This window comes from Streptomyces hyderabadensis, assembly GCF_020404845.1.
Classification (GTDB): domain Bacteria; phylum Actinomycetota; class Actinomycetes; order Streptomycetales; family Streptomycetaceae; genus Streptomyces; species Streptomyces hyderabadensis.
The window spans coordinates 37,099-59,277 of record NZ_JAIOJZ010000046.1 but is presented as its reverse complement, the minus strand read 5'-3'; the positions used below and the strand labels follow the sequence as shown (position 1 = coordinate 59,277).

The following is a 22,179-nucleotide window of genomic DNA, read 5'->3' as shown; positions in this document are numbered from 1 at the left end:
CGCTCCCACGCCTCCCTACCGTGGGCGCCCGGACGGGGACCGAGAGCGACGACGGCGGGGCGGGGCACACGTGGGCGGAAACGGAGTGGGGCGCCGGGAACGACGGCTCGATCCCGCGGCCGGACCGGTGCAGCGGTTCGCCGCCGAACTGCGCGCCCTGCGCGACTCGGTGGGACGGCCGACGTACCGGACGATGGCCGACAAGGTGCCGTTCTCGGTGACCGCCCTGTCGCAGGCGGCCGCCGGACGGCAACTGCCCACCCTGGCGGTGACCCTCGCCTACGTCGACGTCTGCGGCGGCGACCCGCAGGAGTGGGAGCGGCGCTGGCGGGCGGCGAGCGCCGAGGCCGCCGCGCTCGCCGCCGCCGACGAGGAGGCGCGCCCGCCCTACCGGGGCCTGACCCGCTACGAACCGGACGACGCCGCCCTGTTCTTCGGCCGCGGCCGGCTGGTCGACCGGCTGGACCGGCTGACCCGCCGGCACCGCTTCACCGCCGTCTTCGGACCCTCGGGCAGCGGCAAGTCCTCCCTGCTGCGGGCCGGTCTGATCCCCCGCCTGCGCACGCCGGCAACCGGCGCCGACGCCCCCGCCGCCCCCGCGGCCGTACGCGTCCTCACCCCCGGCGCGACGCCGGAGACCACCCACGCCGGCCGGCTCGACCCCGTGCCGGACACGGACGCCGACACCTGGCTCATCGTCGACCAGTTCGAGGAGCTGTACACCCTCTGCGCCGACCCGGCCGAGCGCGCCGCCTTCGTCGCCCGGCTGCTGGCCGCCGCCGACCCCGGCAGCCGGCTGCGCGTGGTGGTCGCGGTACGCGCCGACTTCCTCGGACGGTGCGCCGAACACCCCGGCCTCACCGCCGCGTTGCAGGACGCCACCCTGCTGGCCGGCCCGATGAGCCGGGAGGAGTTGCGGGAGGCCGTCGTCCGGCCGGCCGCCGCGGCCTCGCTGGTCGTCGAACGCGCCCTGACCACCCGGCTGCTCGACGAGGTCGAGGACGCGCCGGGCGGACTGCCGCTGATGTCGCACGCGCTGCTGGAGACCTGGCGGCACCGCACCGGCCGGACCCTGACCGTGGCCGGCTACGAGGCGGCCGGCGGACTGCGCGGCGCCGTCGTCCGCACCGCCGAGGAGGTGTACGGCGACCTCACCGGGGACCAGGCCGACCTCGCCCGCCGGATCCTGCTGCGGCTCGTCGCCCCGGGCGACGGCACCCCCGACACCCGGCGCCCCGCCGAACACGCCGAACTCGACCTCGGCGACCCCGAGGACACCCGCGCCGTGCTGGACCGGCTGGTCGCGGCCCGGCTGCTCACCCTCGACCACGGCACCGTCGAACTCGCCCACGAGGCCCTCATCACCGCGTGGCCCCGGCTGCGCGGCTGGATCGACGCCGAACGCGACCGGCTCCGCGTCCACCGCGCGCTCTCCGAGGCCGCCCGCACCTGGCTGGCCCTCGGCCGGGAGAACGCCGCGCTCTACGCGGGCTCACGACTGGCCGCCGCCCGCGAGGCCTTCGTCCACGACGGCCGGAGCGGGGTACCGTCACCGGGAGAACTGACCCCGGTGGAGCGCGAGTTCCTGGCCGCCTCGCTCCACCGGCGGCGACGCGCGGTGTGGCTCAGACGGGGACTGTCGGCCGTCCTCGCCCTGCTGGTCCTGGTCGCCTCGGGCACCGCCGTCGTCGCGCTGAGGGCCCGGGCCACCGCCCAGGCCGAGCGGGACGAGGCCGTCTTCGGCCGGATCACCGCCGAGGCCGACCGGCTGCGCGAGACCAACGCGGCCCTCTCCGCCCGCCTCGACGTCGCCGCGCTCGGCATGCGCACCACGCCCGAACTGCGCACCGCGCTCACCACGGACGCGGGCCGGGTGCTGTCCACCCGGCTGCCCGGACACGACGACATCGGCAGCGCCGTGGCCTTCGCCCCGGACGGCCGCACCCTAGCCAGCGGCGGCCACGACGGCACCGTACGGCTGTGGGACACGGCCGGGTCCGGCAGACGGCTCGGCGAGCCGCTGCGGATCGCCGGCGATCCGGTGGGCGCCGTGGCGTACTCCCCGGACGGCACCGTGCTGGTGGCGGCCGGACACGGCGGCGGCATCCGGCTGTGGGACACCCGGGACCGCGCCCGGCCCCGGCCCCTGGGCCGTCCCCTGGTCAGCCACGCGGGGAAGTCCGTCACCTCCGTCGCCTTCGCCCCCGACGGCCGCACCCTCGCCACCGTCGGCGACGACGGCACCCTGCGCCTGTGGGACCTCGGCGACCCGGCCCGGCCCGCACCCGTCGGCGACCCGGCCCGCGCCGACGCGCGCAGCGCCCGGGACGTCGCCTTCGCCCCGGACGGCCGCACCCTGGCCACCGCCGGGCACACCGGGACGGTACGGCTGTGGCGCGCGGACGGCGCCGACGGGCCGGTCCCGCTCGGCGAGCCCCGGCACGCGCACGACGCGGCCGTCTGGTCGGTGGCCTTCTCCCCGGACGGCGACACCCTCGCCAGCGCCGGTTACGACGACACGGTGCGCCTGTGGGAGGTGCCGGACACGGACGGCACGGGCCCCGACGGGGCCGCCGGCGGCCCGCGCCCGCTGGGCGAGCCGCTGACCGCGCACACCGCCGCCGTGTGGTCGGTGGAGTTCAGCCCGGACGGACACACGCTGGCCAGCGCCGCCCAGGACGACACCGTCATCCTGTGGAACGTGGCCAACCCCGCCTACCCGCACCGGATCGGTGAACCGCTGACCGGGCACACCGAGGGCCTGTGGGACCTGGCCTACGGCCCCGACGGCCGGACCCTCGCCACCACCGGCGCCGACCACAGCGTCCGCGTGTGGCACCTGCCGGACAGCGTCCTGACCGGCTTCACCAACCCGCTCAGCGCCGTGGCCTACGACCCCACGGGCAGGCTGCTCGCCGCCGCGGGCACCGACGACGCCCTGGTCCGGCTCTGGGACGTCGGACGGTCCGGGCCTCCGCGCCCGCTGCCGCGCCCGCTCGCCGGATCCGGGGCCCCCGTCCTGACCGCGGCCTTCGCACCGGACGGCCGCACCGTCGCCTCCGGCGCCGAGGACGGCACCCTGCGGCTGTGGGACGTCTCCGACCCGGCCCGGCCCCGCCCCGCCGGCACCGTCCCGGACGCCCACCCCGGCGGTGTCCTCACCGTGGCCTTCGCTCCCGACGGCCGCACCCTCGCCACCGGCGGGGTCGACGAGCGGGTCCGCCTGTGGGACGTGCGCGACCCGGACGACGTACGCCCCGTGGGCACACCCCTGACCGGCCACACCGACTGGGTCGGCTCCGTGGCGTTCGCGCCGGACGGGCACACCCTGGCCACCGGCAGCCAGGACAAGACGGCCCGGCTGTGGGACGTGCGCGACCGCGACGACGCACGCCCCCTGGGCACGCCCCTGACCGCCCACGGGGACTGGGTCAACGCGGTCGCCTTCGCGCCGCAGGGGCACGTCCTCGCCACCGGCGGCCGGGACCGCACGGTCCGGCTCTGGGACGTCACCGACCCCGCCCGGGCCCGGCCCCTGGGCGGTGAGCTGACCGGCCACCGCGGCGGCGTCACCTCGGTCTCCTTCGCCCCGGACGGCCGCACCCTCGCCAGCGGCGGCGAGGACCACGCGGTCCGGCTGTGGGACGTGTCCGACCCCGCCCGCGCCGACGCCTTCGGCACCGCGCTCACCGGCCACCTGGACACCGTCACCTCGGTCGCCTTCGCGCCCGGCGGCGACACCCTGGCCTCGGCGGGCAACGACCTGACCGCCCGGATCTGGACCCTGGACACGGACCGGGCGCTGAGCCGGGTCTGCGCCCGCACCGGCGGCGACCTCACCCCCGCCCGCTGGGCGGAACTCCTGCCCCGCCTGCCCTACCGGCCCACCTGCTGACCGGGCCGGCCGCTCACACCGCGTTGGTCACGGTCACCGTCACCTGGGCGCCGGGTGCCGTCGCGGACAGTGCGGTGGTGACCGCGTCGCGCACCGTCCGGGCGACGGTCAGGGCATGCCGGTCGCGGTGGACGACGATCTGGACGTCCACCTCCCACGGCCCCGTCGCCGAGGCCCGGCTCACCCGCACGCCGGCGGGTGCGCGCCCGGCGGCGGCCCGCGGCGGTCCGGTCCGGGCGGAGGGCCGGAACAGGTCCGCGAGGCCCGGCCGCAGGAAGGCGACGCCGGGCACGTCGGCGGCGGCCCGCGCGACGGTGCCGGCGAGTGCGTCCCGCTCGGTGGCGGCAGTGGTCACGGCTGGTTCCCTTCTTCCGCACCGACCCCGCCCGGGTCCGCCCCGGCCGGGTCGGTCACGTCGGTGATGTGCACGTCCACGTGGTCCACGGGCAGCCCCAGGGCGTCGTCCGCCGCCCCGCGCACCCGCCGCCTGACCTCCTCCGCGAGGTCGCGAAGGCGCGGCGTGAGCGGTACGACGACCTCGAGACGCACCCGGACGGGGCCCCGCGACGGCGAGCCGCCCGACTCGGCGGGCCGGATCCGGCACGATCCGGCCCGCACCCCCGGCACGGTCTCGGCGGCGGCCCGCAACGCCTTGGCGGCCATCGCCTCCCGCACCCACAGGTCCTCCTCGCGCTCCCCGAGCGGCAGCGGCCGGCCGGGCCGCAGCTCCAGCCGTACGACGTCCATCACCCGCTCGGTCAGCGCCCCCGCGTCCCACTCGGGCTCCCGGCCGCCGCCCGCCTCGCGCACCGCCGCGCCGAGCAGGTCCAGCTGCCGTACCGCCGCCGAGCAGTGCGGACAGGCACGCAGGTGCGGATCCCGGGCCGGATCGTCCGCGCCGTCCTCCCAGGCCTCCCACACCTCGGACAGCATCCGCCCGCAGGCCAGCCGTTCGTCCTCGGCGGGTACGTCCGCGCCGCCGGATCCGGGACCGGTGCCGGACCCGGGCAGCTCCGCGCCGCTGTTCATCGCCATGCGGTCATCGCCTCCGTCAGGCAGCGTCGTGCGCGGAACACCCGGCCGCGGGCAGCCTCGGCGCTGATCCCGACCGTCTCCGCGATCGTCTCGTACGACTGGCCCTCCAGCTCTCTGAGCACCCAGCACACCCGCTGCTCCGGGGACAGCTCGGACAGCGACCGGCCCAGCGCCACCGCGGCGGCGTGCGACTCGGCGGCCCGGACGGGGGAGACGGAGTGGTCCGGCGCCGCCGGTTCGGGCACGCTGTCGAGATCGGTCACGGGACGCCGGGACCGCAGCATGTTCAGGCACCGGTTGACGACGATGCGGTGCATCCAGGTGGCGAAGGCCGACTGCCCGCGGAACTCGGGGAGTCTGCGCCACGCGCTGACGAACGCGTCCTGCACCGCGTCCTCCGCCTCCGCGGGGCTGCCCAGCATGCTCGCCGCGAGCCGCAGCAGCCCGGGCGCGTGCCGCCGCACGAGCGCCTCGAAGGCGTCCTCGTCGCCCTCGGCGGCCCGCACCGCGAGCAGTCCGTCGTCCCCCGGCACCCGTGCTCCTTCCCGCTCCGCCGTTCCCGTCCTTGGACACACCGACTGCCCGCGGCGTTACGCGAGCACACGGAAAAAAGAAATCTCCGCGTCGGCGTAACGCCCAACGCCCGTCCGGGTCCAACGTCCAGAGCAGGCAACGACCACGGTTGACGGAGGACACCATGACGACGGCACCGCAGACGGCCGGCATCGAGACGAAGCCCCAGCGGCCCGAGAAGGAGAAGAACGGGCGCACCGTGCAGGGCGGCGCCACGACCGTGAGCGGCGGCTCCACCGGCACCGCCGAACCTGCCGCGACCCGGGGCCGCACTTCCATCGCCGACGTCGTGGTGGTCAAGATCGCGGGCATGGCGGCGCGCGAGATCCCCGGCGTGTACGACATGGGCGGCGGCCTGTCCCGCACCATCGGCGCGGTCCGCGACCGGGTGCCCGGCGGGCGGCCGAACGTCGGCCGCGGCGTCAAGGTCGAGGTCGGCGAGCGGCAGACCGCGATCGACCTGGACCTCGTCGTCGAGTACGGCGTGCCCATCGCCGACCTCGCCCGGGACGTACGGGAGAACGTCGTCGACGCGGTCGAGCGGATCTCCGGCCTGGAGGTCGTCGAGGTCAACATCACGGTCAACGACGTCCACCTGCCGGACGACGAGGACCCGGAGCGCCCGGCGGAGGCGCGCGTGGAGTGACGGCGGGGACGACGGACGGGACGACCGACGGGGTGACCGACGGGATGCGGAGCGGGTTTCGAGGCGGAGGTGCGTGATGAGCAGAGCGGTGATCGGCATGCTGGCGGGCATGGCGCTGGCCTTCGCCGGGTGGTTCGGCGGCTTCGGTGCCTTCCTGCTGGTGGCCGCGCTGGGCGCGGTCGGCGCGGTGCTGGGGCGCCTGGCGGACAACGGCACGGACTGGCGCGAGTTCCTGGCGCCCGGAGACCGGAGGACCCGGTGACGGGCAGGCCGGCCGCCCGGGGACCCGCCCGCACGGCACCGGCCGAACGCGGTAGGACCGTCGTCGCCGACCGCGCCGTGCGGCGCATCGCGGAACGGGCCGCCGCCGAGACCGACATCGCCGGACGGCACGTCCGGGTGACCCATGGCACCGCGACGGTGCGCGGACACCGCGCCGACGTCTCGGTCGACGTGCGGCTCCCGTACCCGGCGGTGCTCGCGGAAGCCGGGGAACGGGTGCGGGACCGGACGGCGGACCGGGTGGCCGAGCTGAGCGGGCTCACGGTGCGGGCGGCGACCGTCCGCGTCCGGTCCCTGGCCGCGGACCGGACGGCCCCGCGGTCGTCCCCGGCCCGGGAGGGCGGCCCGCCGCGCGGCCGGGCCCGGCGCCCCTGGTCGGCGCGCCGGATCCCCGCCGCGCTGGTGGCCCTGGCCGCGGCGGCAGCGTGCGCGGCCCTCCTGTACGACGTCCTGTCGGTGCACCTCGCCGGCCGGCGTCCGGCGGGCCTGCGCACCGAGGCGGTCGGCTGGGCGGCGACCCACGGCCCCGGGGACACCGCCGTCGTCGCGGGCGGCGCCGTCGCCGCGGCCCTGGGCGCCTGGCTCCTCTGCCTCGCGCTCACCCCGGGTCTGCGCGGCGTGCTGCCCATGTCACCCGTGCCGGGGCGGCACGGCCAACGGGCGGTGCTGGACCGCGCCGCCGCGGCGGAGCTGGTGCGGGACGCCGCGTCGGCGGTGCCCGGCGTGACCCACGTCCGGGTGCGCTGCGGGCGGCGCCGCGTACGCGTGCGGGCCCGGCTCTCCTTCGGCGACCGCAAAGCGACCCGGACCGCACTGGGCACCACGACCGGGGCCGCCCTCGCCACCCTGGGCCTGTCCCGGCCCCTCAGGCCACGCATCACCCTCCGCCCCACCCCACACTGGCACCCAGCCGACAGGCCCCCCACGCACACGCCCCCACCGGCCGCCCGGCCCGCGTCGGCCCAGGCCCCCGTGCCGGGAGAACCGGTGCCCGACCGGCCCGTGCCGTTCGGTGGGAGCGGGACGGGAGCCGGGGTGCGTCCGGCCGAGGGGGCCGCGCTGGAGGAGGACGACTCGTGAACACTTTGCGCAACGCGGTCAACCGCACGCTGCTCGCGCTGGCCGGGGCGGCCCTGCTGGCCGGCGGCGGATGGCTGGCCCTCACCCCGGACGGGGTCGCCGGGCGACTGCCCGGGTGGTGGCCCGCCCCGGACCCGGAGGCGGGGACGGTCCTGCTCGACCGCGACGGCCTCGTCGGCCTGCGCGTGCACGGCTGGTGGATACCGGCCGTCGTCGCGGGCGCGGCCTGCATGCTGCTGCTGTGCCTCGCCTGGCTCCTCGCCCAGTTCCGCGGCGGTGGACGCCGGTTGCCGCTGGCCGGCCCCTCCCTCACCCTGCGTTCCCGGGCACTGGCCGACGCCGTCGCCCGGCGCGCGGAGGCGACCGAGGGCGTCGAACGCGCCCAAGTGCACCTGCGCGCCGGCAAGAAGCGCTCCCGGGCCCGCGTACGGGTGCTGCTGGAACCGGGTACCGAGCCCGGACCGGTCCTGGCCCGGCTCACCAGCGGCCCGCTCGACGAGGCCCGCGCCTCCCTCGCGCCGCACCCGCTGACCACCCACCTCCGTCTGGGCGTACGGTCCACCCGCGAACGGCGTGCCCGCTGACGGCGTCCCCGAGACGTGCCCGGCGCCCGTTCCGCGGTGGAACCGAGCCGGGGCGGCGACCGAGCGGCCGCGGCACCCGAAACCGGGGCGCCGCGCGCGGAACGCGGACAGGGGCCGTCCTCGATGCCCGCTACCGTGCACGGCATGACGACCAAGGCAGGAACGACCGCCCCCGTCCTCGGCATCCGGGCCCTCAACCGTGCCACCCTGGCCCGCCAGTTGCTGCTGCGCCGCGCGGTGATGTCCGCCGAGGCCGCCGTCGCGCACCTCGTCGGGCTCCAGGCCCAGAACGTGAAGCCCCCGTACTACGCGCTCGCCGCCCGCCTCGACGGCTTCACGCCCGAGGACCTGTCCGCCCCGATGGCGGACCGCCGCGTCGCCCGGCTCGTCACCCTGCGCTCGACCATCCACACCCACACCGCCGACGACTGCCTCACCCTGCGGCCCCTGGTGCAGGCCGCCAGGGAAAGGGAGTTGCGGGCGTTCCGCAAGGGCCTGACCGGCGTCGACCTGGACCGGCTCGCCCGCCTCGCCCGGGAACTGGTCGAGGCCGAGCCGCGTACCCCGGGGCAGTTGCGCGAGGCCCTGGGCGCCGAGTGGCCCGACGCGGACCCGCAGGCCCTGTCCGTCGCCGCCCGCTGCCGGCTCCCGCTCGTCCAGGTGACGCCGCGCGGACTGTGGGGCCGCAGCGGCCAGGTCACGCTCACCACCGCCGAGCACTGGTTCGGACGCCCCGCGAGTCCGGCGCCCGCACCCGACGACACCGTGCTGCGCTACCTGGCCGCGTTCGGACCCGCCTCGGTGCAGGACATGCAGACCTGGGCCGGACTGACCCGGCTCCGGGACGCCTTCGAACGGCTCCATCCCCGCCTCGTCACCTTCCGGGGCCCGGGCGGCACCGAACTCTTCGACCTTCCCGACGCGCCCCGCCCCGACCCGGACACCCCGGCCCCGCCGCGCTTCCTGCCCGAGTTCGACAACCTGCTCCTCTCCCACGCCGACCGCGCCCGCGTCGTCCCGCCCGAGCACAAGGGCCGCACCTGGAAGAAGAACCAGTCCTACCGCGTCCTGCTCGTCGACGGCTTCGTGGCCGGACTGTGGAAGCCGGAGGAGGACGCCCTGGTCGTCGAACTCTTCGACCGCGCCCCGAAGGCGCGGCGGGACGAGATCGTGGCCGAGGGCGGCCGGATGCTCGCGACGATGCACGCCGGCACGGGGTACGACATCCGCTTCGGGACCGTACGGGACTGACACACGAGCCCGCCGGGGCGGCAGGCATGGAGAGGGGGCGTTGCGGGCCGCTCGTGGAGGCCCGCAACGCCCCCCGGTCTTGCGCCTGAGGGGTACTCAGGGGGTCAAACGGCGGCCGGTCTGGAGCGGGCGGGCCCGGACATGAGTCTCCTCAGGTGGTTGCCGGTGGGGGGTCGCACGGGCGTGGGGGGTTGCACGGGGGTCTCGGGACAGATCCCCGTGTGCCCGGGCGAGCGGCACATGCTCACGCTAGAACCGGTGGTCCGGGCCACCCAATGAGGGAAGCCCCTAACGGCACCGGGCAGGGAAAACCCTCGGTTTACCGCCGGTAAACCCGACGGTTGCGGGCGGGCCCCCGCCGCCCGGCCGTGCTCAGTCGGGGCGCCGGCCCGCCGCCAGCCGGACGATGTCGACCCGGGACCGGATCCCCAGTTTGCGGTAGACCCGGGTCAGGGTCGCCTCGACGGTCTTGACGCTGACGAACAGCCGGGCGGCGATCTCCCGGTTGGTCGCGCCCTCCATCACCAGCGCGGCCACCTGACGCTCCATCGCGGCCAGCCCCGCCAGACCGTCCGGCTCGGCGACCGGCGCCGGGGGCGGTCCGGCCGCCCGCGCCGCGACGGCCGCCTCCACCCGCCGCAGCCAGGGCAGCGCCCGGCACCGCCGGAACAGCCGCGCCGCCTCGTCGTACGACGCCGACTCCGGGGCCCGGCCCGGCCGTTCGGCGTGCAGCTCGGCCAGCGCGAAGACCGCCCGGGCCTCCTCCAGGCCGAAGCCCAGCCCGGCGAGCCGCTCCCGCGCCGCCGTCAACCGCGCCACGGCCGCCCGGTGTTCGCCCCGCGCCGCCCGCACCAGGGCCTCGGAGCGGTCGAGGACGGCGAGCACGCTCTGCCGCCCCAGCCGCAGCGCGTGCGCCCGGGCGACCTCGATGACGTCCATGGCCTCGGCCGGCTCCCCGGTGCGCACCAGCGCCTCCGCGAGGTCGCCCTGCCACCGGCCGCGCGCCGGGTCGGTGATCCCCGCGCCGGCCTCCAGCTCCCGCACCCGGCGCAGCACCCGGACGGCCGCCGCAGCGTCGCCCGCCGCCAGGTGCGCGTGACCGAGCGCGGCCAGCGCCCGCGACAGGTACACGGCGTCGCCGTCCCCCTCCGCCCGCCGTACCGCCTCCCGCGCCAGCTCCAGGGCCCGGCCGGGGTCGCCGCCCGCGGCCTCGGCGAGCGCGGCCTGCATCGCGCCCGCGCCCTCCCCGATGCCCGCGTCGCGGGCCAGGGTCAGGCTCTCCCGGGACAGTTCCAGGGCCCGGCCGCAGTGCCCGGAGTGCAGTTCGGTCTCCGCGAGGAACCGCAAATAGTGGACCTCGCTCTCGGCCATCCCGCGCCGGCGCACCTCGCGCAGCAGCGCGGTGACGGTGGCCCGCGCCTCGGCCAGCCGGTCGCTCATCACCAGCCACCGGAACCGGGAGGAGCCCGCCCCGTTGTGGTGGCAGGCCACCCGCGGGTCCTGCGGCTCCGCAAGCGCCCGCTGGATGGTCGCCGGGGCGTCCGGGTGGCCCATCAGCGTCTCCGACTGCGCCTGGAAGGCGAGCGCCAGCAGCTCGGTGCGCCGGTCCCCGGCCCGCTCCGCCAGCCGGGCCGCGTGCGCGGCCTCCTGACGGCCCTGGGCGAAGTCGCCCTGCACCACCAGGGAGCGCCAGGCCAGCTGGTAGTGGACCTGGGCGAGCAGCCGCGGATCGTCGCCCGCGTCGGCCAGCGCCTGCGGGAAGACGGCGTCGACCTCGCCGATGGCCTGACCGGCCGCCTCGATCACCGCCATCCAGGCCCGCACCCGCTCGCCGGGCGCGGTGGCCCGGGTCAGCACCTCGCGGGCCACGTCCCGCGCCAGGTCCGGCTCGCCCGCGGTGATCGCGTCCTCGGCGGCCGCAAGCCGGCGTTCGTCCGGGCCCGGGACGCTGTCCGCCGGGGTGTGCCGGGCGGCGAGCAGCCCCAGCGAGGCGGCCACCGACGGTGCCCCGCGGTCCCGGGCCAGCGCCGCGGCCTGAGCCAGCCGGGCCGCCACCCGGGGATCGGTGCCGGTGGTGGCCAGCGCCAGGTGCCGGGCACGCTCGATCGGGTCGGAGGCGGCCGTGGACAGCGCCGCGTGCGCGGCCCGCCGCTCCGGTGCGGGGGCCTCGGCGTACAGCGCGGCCGAGATCAGCGGGTGCGCGAACCGTACGGTCGGACCCTCCGGGTCGGGCGCCAGCAGTCCGAGCGCCGCGGCCTGCGCGGTCTCCGCCTCGGCGTTCTCCCGGCCGGCCGCGTGCAGCAGCGCGGGGGTGGGGCGGGCGCCGGCGCTGGCCACCAGGAGGGTGCGGCGCGCCTCGTCCGACAGCATGTCCAGGCGGGACAGGACCAGCGCGCGCAGCGAGGTCGGCACCGGCAGCGGCTCGCCCGGGCGGGGCGCCGCGGGGCTCTCGGCCAGGGCCCGGCCCAGCTCCAGGGCGAACAGCGGATTGCCGCCGCTGGTGCGGTGGATGTCGCGGACCGTGGAGCGGTGCAGGCCCGAGTAGCCGCGTTCCTCCAGCAGCGCCGACACCTGGGCGCGGGTCAGCGGCCCCAGGCGCACCGCGCGGGTCCCCGGCGGGGCGGCGCGCAGATGGCGGTCGTACTCCGCGTCCTCCGTCTCGGGCCCCTCGGTGCGCACCGCGCACAGCAGCCGGACCGGGGTGTCGCCCAGGCGGCGGGCGGCGAAGCCGAGGAGTTCCGTGCTGGCCGGATCGAGCCACTGGAGGTCGTCGGCGACGACGAGGACCGGCCCCGCCGCGGCCAGGGCCCGCAGCGCGGACAGTACGGCCAGGCGCAGCGCGAGGCCGTCGCGCTGCAGGGTGGACTCGCCGCGGCCGGTCAGCGCGGACTCCAGTGCGGTGCGCTGGGCGGCGGGCAGCGCGGGGGAGACCTCGTCGAGGACCTGGCCGAGCAGGTCGGCCAGAGCGAGGAAGGGGAGGTGGGATTCGGACTCGGTGGCCGAACAGCGCAGCACGGTGTGCGCCGTGCGGGCGTATTCCGCGGCCAGGGTGCGCAGGACCGTCGACTTTCCGATTCCCGCGGGACCGTGCAGCAGCACACTGCCGCCCCGGGTGAGCTGCTCACGCGCCGCGCCGAACGACTCCTCCCGCCCGATGACCAGGTCGGAGCGGATTCCGGCAGCGTCCGCGAAGTCCCGTGGCACGGTGACCGCTCCCCTCCGTATGTCGTGTCCGGGGCAATATTAGGCAACGGCGCATTGCCTTACGGGGCACGGCGAGGTGACCCCAACAACAAACCCCGGCCCGCGGAAAACGAACGCACCCCGAAATCCCGACCCGCCCCGCACCCGCCGGCCACCGATACGACGGGACCGCCTGCCCCGGCCACCTATGAGGCGGGGCTGTCCGCGGCGGCCACCGGTGGGCGGGGCTGTCTGCGTCGGCCACCCGGTGCGGTGACCCGCCTGCGCCGCCACCTGTGCGGTGGGGCTGTGCGGGGCGGTCACCCTGGTGTGGTGGGACTTGTCCGCGGTGGCCACTCCGGTGCGGTGGGGCTGTCCGCGGCGGCCACCGGTGGGTGGGGCCGTCTGCGTCGGCCACCCGGTGCGGTGGCCCGCCTGCGCCGCCACGTGTGCGGTGGGGCTGTCCGGGGCGGTCGCCCTGGTGTGGTGGGGCTGTCCGCGGCGGCCACCGGTGGGTGGGGCCGTCTGCGCCGGCCACCCGGTGCGGTGACCCGCCTGCGCCGCCACGTGTGCTGTGGGGCTGTGCGGGGCGGTCACCCTGGTGTGGTGGGACTTGTCCGCGGTGGCCACCCCGGTGCGGTGGGGCTGTCCGCGGCGGCCACCGGTGGGTGGGGCCGTCTGCGCCGGCCCCCCGGTGCGGTGACCCGCCTGCGCCGCCACCTGTGCGGTGGGGCTGTGCGGGGCGGTCACCCCGGTGTGGCGGGACCGCCTACGGCAGCCACCCGGTGCGGCGGGCCGCCGCGACGGCCTGCGTGCGGGTGTGAGCGCCCAGTTTGCGCATGGCCGAGCGCAGATAGCTCTTGACGGTCTCGGTGCCCACCCCGAGCCGCTCGGCCGCCTCCCCGTTCGTCGCGCCCCCGGCCACGCAGGCCAGCACGTCCACCTCGCGCGGCGCCAGCCGGGGCCCCGGGACGGGGCCGTCCCCCGCCGCCAGCAGACCGCACGCGCGCAGCAGCTCGTCCCGCAGCGCCGGGTCCGCGATCCTCGGCGCCAGCGCCCGCAGCGCCGCGTGCGCCTCCCGCACCTGCTCCCAGGCCGCGCCGCCCGCCGGACCGGGCGCGGGCGCGGCCGCCGCCAGCAGCTCGTCCGCCTCCTCCCGCAGCACCAGCGCCTGCTCCGCGTCCCGGGCCGCCGCCACGGCCGCACCCAGCGTGCGGTCGCCCAGCGGCTGGGCGGTCCGCAGGGCGCCGTACAGCACGCCGCGCACCCGGCGCCGTACGACCACCGGCACGGCCAGCACCGAGCGCAGGCCCTCCGCGGCGACCGGCAGGTCGTACTCGTGGCTGATCTGCCGGGAGACGGAGTAGTCCGTCACCGCGCACGGCCGCGACAGTGCCACCGCCCGGCCGCCGAGCCCGTTGCCGGCCGTCACCGCCAGCGCGCTGAGCGCCGTCGTGGCGGTGCCGCTCAGCTCGCTGATGCGCACCTGGCGCCGTCCGGACTCCACCAGACCGCCGAAGGCGACGGGCAGCCCGGTGGTGCGCCGCAGCCGCACCAGCGCGCTGCGGATCTGCGCCGTGTCCGCCGCGTCCACCGCCACTCGTCCCGCCCTCCTCCGCGACCGCCGTCCTGGTCCTGGGACGCACACCCCCGTTCGGGGGTAGTGAGACCCACATCACGGATTAGACGATGGCACGGAGCCGCCCGGCAAGGTCCGGCACCTAGGAGGACAGATGACGACGGCCACGGAGCTGTTCCGCAGCGCACGGGACTTCCTGCTGGAACACCGCGAGGACTACACCGCCGCCTACGAGGGGTTCCGGTGGCCCCGCCCCGACGCCTTCAACTGGGCGCTGGACTGGTTCGACGTCATCGCCGACGGCAACGGCCGCACGGCGCTGCACATCGTCGAGGAGGACGGCCGCGAGGTCCGGGTCTCCTTCGCCGAGATGTCCGCCCGCTCCAACCGGGTCGCGAACCGCCTGCGCGAGTGGGGCGTCGGCCCCGAGGACCGCATCCTCGTGATGCTCGGCAACCAGGTGGAGCTGTGGGAGACCGCGCTGGCCGCGATGAAGCTGCGCGCGGTCGTCATCCCGGCGACCACTCTGCTGGGGCCCGCCGACCTCCGCGACCGGGTCGACCGCGGCCGGGTGGGGCATGTGATCGTGCGGGCCGAGGACTGCGGCAAGTTCGACGAGGTGCCCGGCGACTACACGCGCATCGCCGTGGGCGGCGGCACACCGGCCCCCGGCTGGCGGGCCTACGAGGACGTGTACACGGCCTCCGACGCCTTCGCCCCCAACGGCCCGACCGCCGCCGACGACCCGCTGATGCTGTACTTCACCTCCGGCACCACCGCCCGCCCCAAGCTGGTCGAGCACACCCACGTGTCCTACCCCGTGGGGCACCTGGCGACCATGTACTGGATCGGGCTGAAGCCCGGGGACGTGCACCTGAACATCTCCTCGCCGGGCTGGGCCAAGCACGCCTGGTCGAACCTGTTCGCGCCGTGGAACGCCGAGGCGACCGTCTTCCTGTACAACTACACCCGGTTCGACGCGACCCGGCTGATGGCCGAGATGGACCGGGCCCAGGTGACCACCTTCTGCGCCCCGCCGACCGTGTGGCGGATGCTCATCCAGGCCGACCTCTCCCGGCTCGCCACCCCGCCGCGCGAGGTCGTCGCCGCCGGTGAGCCGCTCAACCCCGAGGTGATCGAGCAGGTCCGCCGCCTGTGGGGGAGGACCATCAGGGACGGCTTCGGCCAGACCGAGACCGCCGTCCAGGTCTCCAACAGCCCCGGCCAGGTGCTGAAGACCGGCTCGATGGGCCGCCCCAGCCCCGGCTACCGCGTCGAGCTGCTCGACCCGGTGACCGGCGCGCCCGGCGCCGCCGAGGGCGAGATCGCCCTGGACCTGTCCGCGCGCCCCGTCGGCCTGATGACCGGCTACCACGGCGACCCCGACCGCACGGCCGAGGCGATGGCCGGCGGCTACTACCGCACCGGCGACATCGGCTCCCGCGACGCCGACGGCTACCTCACCTACGTGGGCCGGGCCGACGACGTGTTCAAGGCCTCCGACTACAAGATCAGCCCCTTCGAGCTGGAGAGCGCGCTGCTGGAGCACGAGGCGGTCGCCGAGGCCGCGGTCGTGCCCGCACCGGACGAACTGCGCCTGGCGGTACCGAAGGCGTACATCGTGCTCGCGGCCGGGTGGGAGCCGGGCCCCGACACCGCGAAGGTGCTCTTCGAGCACTCCCGGCAGACCCTCGCCCCCTACAAGCGGGTGCGCCGCCTGGAGTTCGGCGAGCTGCCCAAGACCGTCTCCGGCAAGATCCGCCGCATCGAACTGCGCGAGGCCACGGCGGCCGGCTCCGCCGACGAGTACCGCGAGGAGGACTTCCGGTGACCGAGCCACAGCGACTCTCCTACGCCCACGGCACCAGCACCACCCCGCTGCTCGGCGACACCATCGGCGCCAACCTCGACCGGGCGATCGCCGCCCACCCGGACCGCGAGGCCCTCGTCGACGTCCCCTCCGGACGCCGCTGGACCTACGCCGAGTTCGGGGCCGCCGTCGACGAGGTGGCGCGCGGACTGCTCGCCAAGGGCCTCACCAGGGGCGACCGGGTCGGCATCTGGGCGGTCAACTGCCCCGAGTGGGTCCTCGTCCAGTACGCCACCGCGCGCATCGGCGTCATCATGGTGAACGTCAACCCGGCCTACCGGGCGCACGAGCTGGAGTACGTGCTCCAGCAGTCCGGCATCACCCTGCTGGTCGCCTCGCTGGCCCACAAGAGCAGCGACTACCGGGCGATCGTGGACCAGGTCCGCGGCCGGTGCCCCGCGCTGCGCGAGACCGTCTACATCGGCGACCCGTCCTGGGACGCGCTCACCGCGGCCGCCGCCGCGGTGCCGCGGGAGCGGGCCGACGCGCTCGCCGCCGAGCTGAGCTGCGACGACCCGGTCAACATCCAGTACACCTCCGGCACGACGGGCTTCCCGAAGGGTGCCACCCTCTCCCACCACAACATCCTCAACAACGGCTACTGGGTGGGCCGCACGGTCGGCTACACGGAGCAGGACCGGGTCTGTCTGCCGGTGCCCTTCTACCACTGCTTCGGCATGGTGATGGGGAATCTCGGCGCCACCTCCCACGGCGCCTGCATCGTCATCCCCGCCCCGTCCTTCGAACCCGCGGCGACGCTGGAGGCGGTGCAGCTCGAGCGGTGCACGTCCCTTTACGGCGTCCCGACGATGTTCATCGCCGAGCTGAACCTGCCCGGCTTCGCCACCTACGACCTCACCTCGCTGCGCACCGGCATCATGGCGGGCTCGCCCTGCCCGGTCGAGGTCATGAAGCGGGTGGTCGCCGAGATGCACATGGAGCAGGTCTCCATCTGCTACGGCATGACCGAGACCTCCCCGGTCTCCCTGCAGACCCGCATGGACGACGACCTCGAACACCGCACCGGCACCGTCGGCCGGGTACTGCCCCACATCGAGGTGAAGGTCGTCGACCCGGTCACCGGCGTGACCCTGCCGCGCGGCGGCTCGGGCGAACTGCGCACCCGCGGCTACAGCGTGATGCTCGGCTACTGGGAGGAGCCCGAGAAGACCGCCGAGGCGATCGACCCGGGGCGCTGGATGCACACCGGGGACCTCGCGGTGATGCGCGAGGACGGGTACGTGGAGATCGTCGGCCGCATCAAGGACATGATCATCCGGGGCGGCGAGAACATCTACCCGCGCGAGGTCGAGGAGTTCCTGTACGCCCACCCGAAGATCGCGGACGTCCAGGTCGTCGGCGTGCCGCACGAGCGCTACGGCGAGGAGGTGCTGGCCTGCGTGGTCCCGCGCGACGCCGCCGACCCGCTCACCCTGGAGGAACTGCGCGCCTACTGCGAGGGGCAGCTCGCCCACTACAAGGTGCCCAGCCGCCTCCAGCTCCTCGACTCCTTCCCGATGACCGTCTCGGGGAAGGTGCGCAAGGTGGAGTTGCGGGAGCGGTACGGGACCCGCGCCTGAAGCACCGGCCGGTGCGGCGAGGCGCACCGGCCGGGGGAGGGGCCGGCGATGCTGATTCCCGGCCCCTACTTGGACGTCCTGATCTCCAGCAGCGCGAAGTCACGCCCCTCTTCGTCCGCGGTCTGTCCGACGGCCGTCCAGAGGTTCTTTTCGACGTCGAAGGTCTTCTCTTCGCCCTCGGTGGTCATATCGACTTCGGTGTTGAAGTCATTGCCCCGGATGCCGAAAACGGAGGGAATCTCCATCGTCAGCCATCCGGAGTTGCCGGAAACGTTGAAGCAGATCGCTTCGACCGACTCGTAGGACCAGACCTCGAGCTGATTGGTTCCGCTCTTGCACTCGGCCAGCACGATGTGGCCGTCGCCCCGCTTGAGCCGGATACCCTTCTCCGCCAGGATCTTGTCGGCCTGCGGGTAATTGAAGTCCTCCACCGCGTAACCCGGGGCCTCGTCGGCGGCCGGCACGGTGGCCTGAGCCGCCGCGTCCGGTGAGCCCCCCGAGCCGAAGACCAGGATCGAGGCGACTCCGGCCGCCACGCAGACGGGCAGGGTTCGCCGCAAGAGCGCTCTCCGCTTCGAACGCGACTCGTTCACACTGGTTGTGCTCATCACCACTCCCCCGACAGCCCGTTTTCCCGGCTATCCACTCTGAATTCGTCTTCGTGCGGCGACGAGGGAGGGCCGGTCCTGTCCGGAGATATGCCCAACGTGCAGGCCGCCCTTCTTGCCTACGAAGATCCACTGGCGGGCCCATTGAAGCCCAGCGTTTGAACTTTGTCCACCGCCGACGGTCGTCAAAATTCAGCCACGACGTCAACAGGTGGACGGTGCAAGGCAGTTGATGCAGTGTCGACCACTTTGGGAGCTGACGCACTGTTAGTACTCATTGCGGACGGACCATCCAGCGTGAATGCAGACTCGGTCGACTGTTTAATCGTGATCCTTGTCACGGATCGAAGACGATCAACTTCTGGTCAACTACATGCTTGCTCTTCTACGTTTCTCCCCGGATGTCATTCCATACGTGCGCGTCGCTTAGTTTCAGTGCGCACCGGTCCGGACAGAGAAATGCCCGGTCGGCATGCCCGGCGGTCGTCCGCCGCCCTGTGCTGCCGACCGGGCTTCATATCGAGGGGATTTCATGGACACCACCTACTGGAGCAGACGTCGCGTCCTCACTGTGCTCGGCGCAGCCACTGCGGCGACCGCAATCCCTCTCGCCGCCCCGTCCCGCGCTCTCGCCGCCACCAGCGCCTCGTCCGTGGACGACCTGCCGAAGCTTCCCGAACTGCCCGACACCGCCCGCGCCAGGGCCGTCACCGCCTGGAAGGTCGGTGGCCCCACGGTCAAGCTGACCGGAGCCCAGGCCCTCGCCGGTTCCGCCACGGACGTCGACGGCTTCCTGTCCCAGGGGCTGGCGAAGGCGACCGCCGAGGACAACCGCCGGGCCCTGCTCGGCGCCATGGCCCTCTCCGGCCGGGGCATGGCCACGGCCTCCGCCGCGGCACTGGAGGCCGGCGACGAGGCCGTCGCCGCCTTCCTGGACGGAGGGTTCAGGACCGCCGAGCTCCAGGACCTGCGTTTCAACACGCTGAGCATCCAGAACAGCGCCGGCAGGGGCCTCAAGAACGCCGCCCAGACGGCGCTCAACGACGGAAGCAGCGACGCCCTCTCGGTCTTCCTGCTCGACACCCAGTTCACCGCCCGGAACACGGACGAGCGGGTCGAGGTGTTCACCATCCTCGCCAACGCCTCCCCGGAGGTGGCGAAGTACGCACAGCGCGCCCTGGACGACGGCACCCCCTCGGCCATCCACTGGTTCCTCGCCATCGGTCAGTACATCGCGCGTGCCCGGGACGAGGAGACCGCCACCGTCGATCAGCTGGTGGCGATCGTGGAACGCGAGGGCAAGCGGGCCCAGGTCACCTCCGACCGCGCGGTCGCCGCCTCGGACAAGGCCAAGGAGGCGGCGGCCAAGGCGAAGGAGGCGGCGCTGACGGCCGCCGCGGAGGCGGCCGCGGCCCGTGAGGACGTCGCCAAGTCCGCCGCTGCGGCGCGCAAGGCCGCCAATGCCGCCCAGGGCGCGGCCTCCGCCGCCCGCACCGCCGTTCAGGCCTCCGCCGCGGCGCACAACGCCGCCCGCCGATCCTCGTTCGCCGCCACCGCTGCCGCCCAGGCGGCGGCCACGGCCGGCCGGGCCGCCTCCCTCGCCTACTCGGCAGCCGTGGCCGCGGCGCGGGACGCCTCCCAGACCAAGGCCGCCCGGCTGGCTGCCGAGGGAGCGCGCAACGCGGCCGCCAAGGCCCGTAAGGCGGCGCAGGCCCTGGCCGCCGCGCAGACCGCCACTCAGCAGGCGGCGGCGGCCGGCATCTCGGCTGCCGCCACCGCGCGGGACTCCGCGGCGGCGGCCCAGCAGGCCGCGGTGGCGGCCCAGGCCTCGGGCGTGGCCCAGTCGGAAGCCGCCGTGGCGAAGGCGGCGGCAGCCGAGGCCGACGCGCAGGCGGCCCGTGCCACCAAGGCCGCGAACCGGGCCCAGTCGTTGGCGAACACGGCGGCGAGCGCGGCGACGGCCGCCCGGAAGGCGGCCGACTCGGCGGCCGACCACGCCGAGAAGGCGGCCGCCGCGGCGGACGCGGCCGCGGATGCCGCCGGCCAGGCGGACGACTACGCCAACAAGGCGAAGGCCTGGGCCAGTGAGTCGGTCGCGGCCGCCGAGCTGGCGGCGAAGGCGGTCGAGGACGCCAGGGCCGTCGAGGCGGCCGCCCGCGAGGCGGAGGCGGAGAAGCTGGCGCACGACACCGAGCAGTCCCTGGCCGAGGCCCGGGAGATGGCGGCCGCCGAGGCCCAGGACCGGGAAGCGGCCCGCAACGCGGCGACGGAGGCCGACCGGCTGGACGCCGAGACCAAGGACCTCATCAGCCGGGCCGAGGAGGCGTACGCCGCCGGGGACACCGCCGCGGCCCTGGTCAACGGCCGCAAGGCCGCGGTGAACCTGATCTCCACCACCATAGGCACCTGGACGCGGGCCGCCGCCGAGTACGCCCTGGCGGGACAGGACGAGGACGTCCTCACCTGGGTCTCCACCGACCGGCAGATCGCGCAGCGCCAGGACGACAGCGAAACGGCCCTCGCCCTGGCGCAGGTGTCCACCGAGGCGGTCGCCAACGCCGCCGCGGACGCGATCGAGGACAGCGACCCGCAGTCCGTGCGGAACTTCCTGACCACCGGCATCCACGAGGCCGCCGCCCAGGACCGAAGGGTCGACATCCTCCGGATCCTGGGCGACAACCCGGGCAAGGCCGTCAAGGACGCGGCGCAGGCAGCCCTGGACGACGGCTCCCCCGCGGCACTGCACGCGTTCTTCACGGACCTCCCCGACAAGGCGGCCCTGGACGACCGGGCCACCATCCTCACCATCCTCAACGACGCGGGTCCCTACACCGCCGCGGCAGCCCAGGTGGCCCTTGAGGGGACCACCTGGATGCGCCGCGACTTCATCACCACGGTGCAGCACAGCGCCGCCCAGCTCGACTACGACAACGCCGCGCACATCGCGGCCATCCGCTCGACCATCGCCCGGGCCGCGAAGATCGCACAGGACGCGCAGAAGGACGCCTACGAGGCCTCCAAGGCCGCGGCCGAGGCCCGCGACGCGGCCGACGAGGCACAGACCTGGGCGGACAAGGCGAAGGCTTCGGCCGACAAGGCCAACACCTACGCCATCGAGGCCGACGGACACGCGGACGACGCCGAAGAGTCCGCGCAGGCCGCGCAGGAGTCGGCCAACAAGGCCAAGAGCGCGGCCGTTTCCGCCCGCCGCATGGCACGGCAGGCGAACTACTCCGCGAACCAGGCGATGGCCTCCGCCTCCGCCGCGGCACAGTACTCCGCGCAGGCCCAGGCCTCGGCCAACGCCGCCGCCCAGTCCGCGCTCGAGGCCGAGCAGGACAAGAACGCCGCCGCCCAGGCGGCCTCCGAGGCCCGCCAGATCTACACCGAGAAGAAGCGGCAGGAAGACGCCGCCGCCGCACGCGCCGCCGCCGAGCGTGCGAAGGCGCGCAAGGAGAGCGGCATCGACCCGGCCGACAACGCCGACAACGACGTCGTCAACTCCGCCCGCGGGTCCGAGGACTCGGACGACGGCGCCTCGGGCTGGCAGAAGACCGCCCAGGTGCTCAACGTCGTCAGCGGTGTCTCCGGAACCGTGGCCGCGTTCTCCCTGCTCATTCCGCCGCCCGCCGGTGAGGCGATCGCCGGCGTGGCCGGCACCGTCTCCTGGGTCACCGGCATCGGATCGGCCGTCATCACCGGCTTCACCGACGGGCCGGAGGCGTTCCTGCAGTCCGTCGGCGGCCTGGCCGTCGGCGCCATGTGCGGCGGCCTCAAGTTCGCCAAGCAGATCCCGTACCTGGGGAAGATCGACATCAAGGGCGTGTCCCAGATCCTCGAGGACGCGTCCCAGGGCCTCAAGAGCGGTGCCGTGACCGCCTCGCGGATCGGCCACGAACTCGTGGGGTCGGCGATCACCTTCGGCACCACCTCGTGGGACACGGTCGGCGACGTGGCGTCGGACATCGGGGGCGCGATCTCCGACGGCTGGAACTCCATCTTCTAGGCGCCCG

At 75.3% G+C, this 22,179-nt stretch carries 15 protein-coding genes; 9 read left to right on the top strand and 6 right to left on the bottom strand.

Going from position 1 to position 22,179, the window contains the following annotated elements; translation table 11 throughout:
- The first annotated feature begins 70 nt into the window (after nt 1-70).
- Nucleotides 71-3,895 carry an nSTAND1 domain-containing NTPase gene (locus K7854_RS37720; protein ID WP_226029445.1) on the top strand — a complete coding sequence of 1,275 codons (3,825 nt, stop codon included), beginning with the start codon at nt 71-73 and terminating at the stop codon, nt 3,893-3,895.
- A 13-nt stretch (nt 3,896-3,908) separates the two neighbouring features.
- Here the strand turns inward: K7854_RS37720 and K7854_RS28585 are convergent, their stop codons facing one another.
- From K7854_RS28585 to K7854_RS28575, 3 genes are read right to left on the bottom strand one after another with little or no spacing between them, the layout of a single operon-like run.
- Complete coding sequence (locus K7854_RS28585; protein ID WP_226029444.1) at nt 3,909-4,250, bottom strand: Asp23/Gls24 family envelope stress response protein; 342 nt, start codon at nt 4,248-4,250, stop codon at nt 3,909-3,911.
- Nucleotides 4,247-4,930, bottom strand: a complete 684-nt coding sequence (locus K7854_RS28580; RefSeq protein ID WP_226029443.1) for an Asp23/Gls24 family envelope stress response protein — start codon at nt 4,928-4,930, stop codon at nt 4,247-4,249. Before K7854_RS28580 ends, K7854_RS28585 begins: the two co-directional genes overlap by 4 nt.
- Entirely contained in the window at nt 4,921-5,463 is a 543-nt protein-coding gene (locus K7854_RS28575; protein WP_226029442.1) for an RNA polymerase sigma factor, read from the bottom strand. Before K7854_RS28575 ends, K7854_RS28580 begins: the two co-directional genes overlap by 10 nt.
- Nucleotides 5,464-5,627: 164 nt before the next feature.
- On the opposite strand from K7854_RS28575, the gene K7854_RS28570 reads away from it, so the two are divergent.
- The 5 genes from K7854_RS28570 (at nt 5,628) to K7854_RS28550 (ending at nt 9,346) form a co-directional block, all read left to right on the top strand.
- Nucleotides 5,628-6,149: an Asp23/Gls24 family envelope stress response protein gene (locus K7854_RS28570; RefSeq protein WP_226029441.1), complete on the top strand. Its 522-nt coding sequence runs from the start codon at nt 5,628-5,630 to the stop codon at nt 6,147-6,149.
- Between the two features lie 76 nt (nt 6,150-6,225).
- Complete coding sequence (locus K7854_RS28565) at nt 6,226-6,411, top strand: hypothetical protein (RefSeq protein ID WP_226029440.1); 186 nt, start codon at nt 6,226-6,228, stop codon at nt 6,409-6,411.
- Complete coding sequence (locus K7854_RS37715) at nt 6,408-7,511, top strand: DUF6286 domain-containing Asp23/Gls24 family envelope stress response protein (RefSeq protein ID WP_226029439.1); 1,104 nt, start codon at nt 6,408-6,410, stop codon at nt 7,509-7,511. Before K7854_RS28565 ends, K7854_RS37715 begins: the two co-directional genes overlap by 4 nt.
- Nucleotides 7,508-8,095: an Asp23/Gls24 family envelope stress response protein gene (locus K7854_RS28555; RefSeq protein ID WP_226029438.1), complete on the top strand. Its 588-nt coding sequence runs from the start codon at nt 7,508-7,510 to the stop codon at nt 8,093-8,095. Before K7854_RS37715 ends, K7854_RS28555 begins: the two co-directional genes overlap by 4 nt.
- Before the next feature lie 144 nt (nt 8,096-8,239).
- Nucleotides 8,240-9,346, top strand: a complete 1,107-nt coding sequence (locus K7854_RS28550) for a winged helix DNA-binding domain-containing protein (protein ID WP_226029437.1) — start codon at nt 8,240-8,242, stop codon at nt 9,344-9,346.
- A 372-nt stretch (nt 9,347-9,718) separates the two neighbouring features.
- On the opposite strand, the gene K7854_RS28545 is transcribed toward K7854_RS28550, so the two are convergent.
- Together K7854_RS28545 and K7854_RS28540 are read right to left on the bottom strand one after the other, a co-directional pair.
- Complete coding sequence (locus K7854_RS28545) at nt 9,719-12,550, bottom strand: AAA family ATPase (RefSeq protein ID WP_226029436.1); 2,832 nt, start codon at nt 12,548-12,550, stop codon at nt 9,719-9,721.
- 748 nt (nt 12,551-13,298) lie between these two features.
- Entirely contained in the window at nt 13,299-14,129 is an 831-nt protein-coding gene (locus K7854_RS28540) for a helix-turn-helix transcriptional regulator (protein WP_226029435.1), read from the bottom strand.
- A gap of 133 nt (nt 14,130-14,262) precedes the next feature.
- Here K7854_RS28540 and ibuL point away from each other — a divergent pair, with 133 nt between their 5' ends.
- Nucleotides 14,263-15,939, top strand: coding sequence for an isobutyrate:CoA ligase IbuL (gene ibuL, locus K7854_RS28535; RefSeq protein WP_226029434.1), 1,677 nt, complete (start codon nt 14,263-14,265; stop codon nt 15,937-15,939).
- On the top strand, nt 15,936-17,558 hold the full coding sequence (gene lbuL, locus K7854_RS28530; RefSeq protein ID WP_226029433.1) for a linear/branched/unsaturated fatty acid:CoA ligase LbuL: 1,623 nt from the start codon (nt 15,936-15,938) through the stop codon (nt 17,556-17,558). Before ibuL ends, lbuL begins: the two co-directional genes overlap by 4 nt.
- Before the next feature lie 65 nt (nt 17,559-17,623).
- Here the strand turns inward: lbuL and K7854_RS28525 are convergent, their stop codons facing one another.
- Nucleotides 17,624-18,166, bottom strand: coding sequence for a hypothetical protein (locus K7854_RS28525; protein WP_226029432.1), 543 nt, complete (start codon nt 18,164-18,166; stop codon nt 17,624-17,626).
- Between the two features lie 532 nt (nt 18,167-18,698).
- Here K7854_RS28525 and K7854_RS28520 point away from each other — a divergent pair.
- The gene (locus K7854_RS28520; RefSeq protein ID WP_226029431.1) at nt 18,699-22,172 is read left to right on the top strand and encodes an ALF repeat-containing protein; all 3,474 of its coding nucleotides are present in this window, start codon (nt 18,699-18,701) and stop codon (nt 22,170-22,172) included.
- Nucleotides 22,173-22,179: the final 7 nt, after the last annotated feature.

Coding starts and splice junctions, on each gene's coding strand:
- K7854_RS28550 (WP_226029437.1), top strand. CDS start 8,240: ATGACGACCAAGGCAGGAACGACCGCCCCCGTCCTCGGCATCCGGGCC.
- K7854_RS28580 (WP_226029443.1), bottom strand. CDS start 4,930: ATGGCGATGAACAGCGGCGCGGAGCTGCCCGGGTCCGGCACCGGTCCC.
- K7854_RS28565 (WP_226029440.1), top strand. CDS start 6,226: ATGAGCAGAGCGGTGATCGGCATGCTGGCGGGCATGGCGCTGGCCTTC.
- ibuL (WP_226029434.1), top strand. CDS start 14,263: ATGACGACGGCCACGGAGCTGTTCCGCAGCGCACGGGACTTCCTGCTG.
- K7854_RS28520 (WP_226029431.1), top strand. CDS start 18,699: ATGGACACCACCTACTGGAGCAGACGTCGCGTCCTCACTGTGCTCGGC.
- K7854_RS28525 (WP_226029432.1), bottom strand. CDS start 18,166: ATGAGCACAACCAGTGTGAACGAGTCGCGTTCGAAGCGGAGAGCGCTC.
- K7854_RS28570 (WP_226029441.1), top strand. CDS start 5,628: ATGACGACGGCACCGCAGACGGCCGGCATCGAGACGAAGCCCCAGCGG.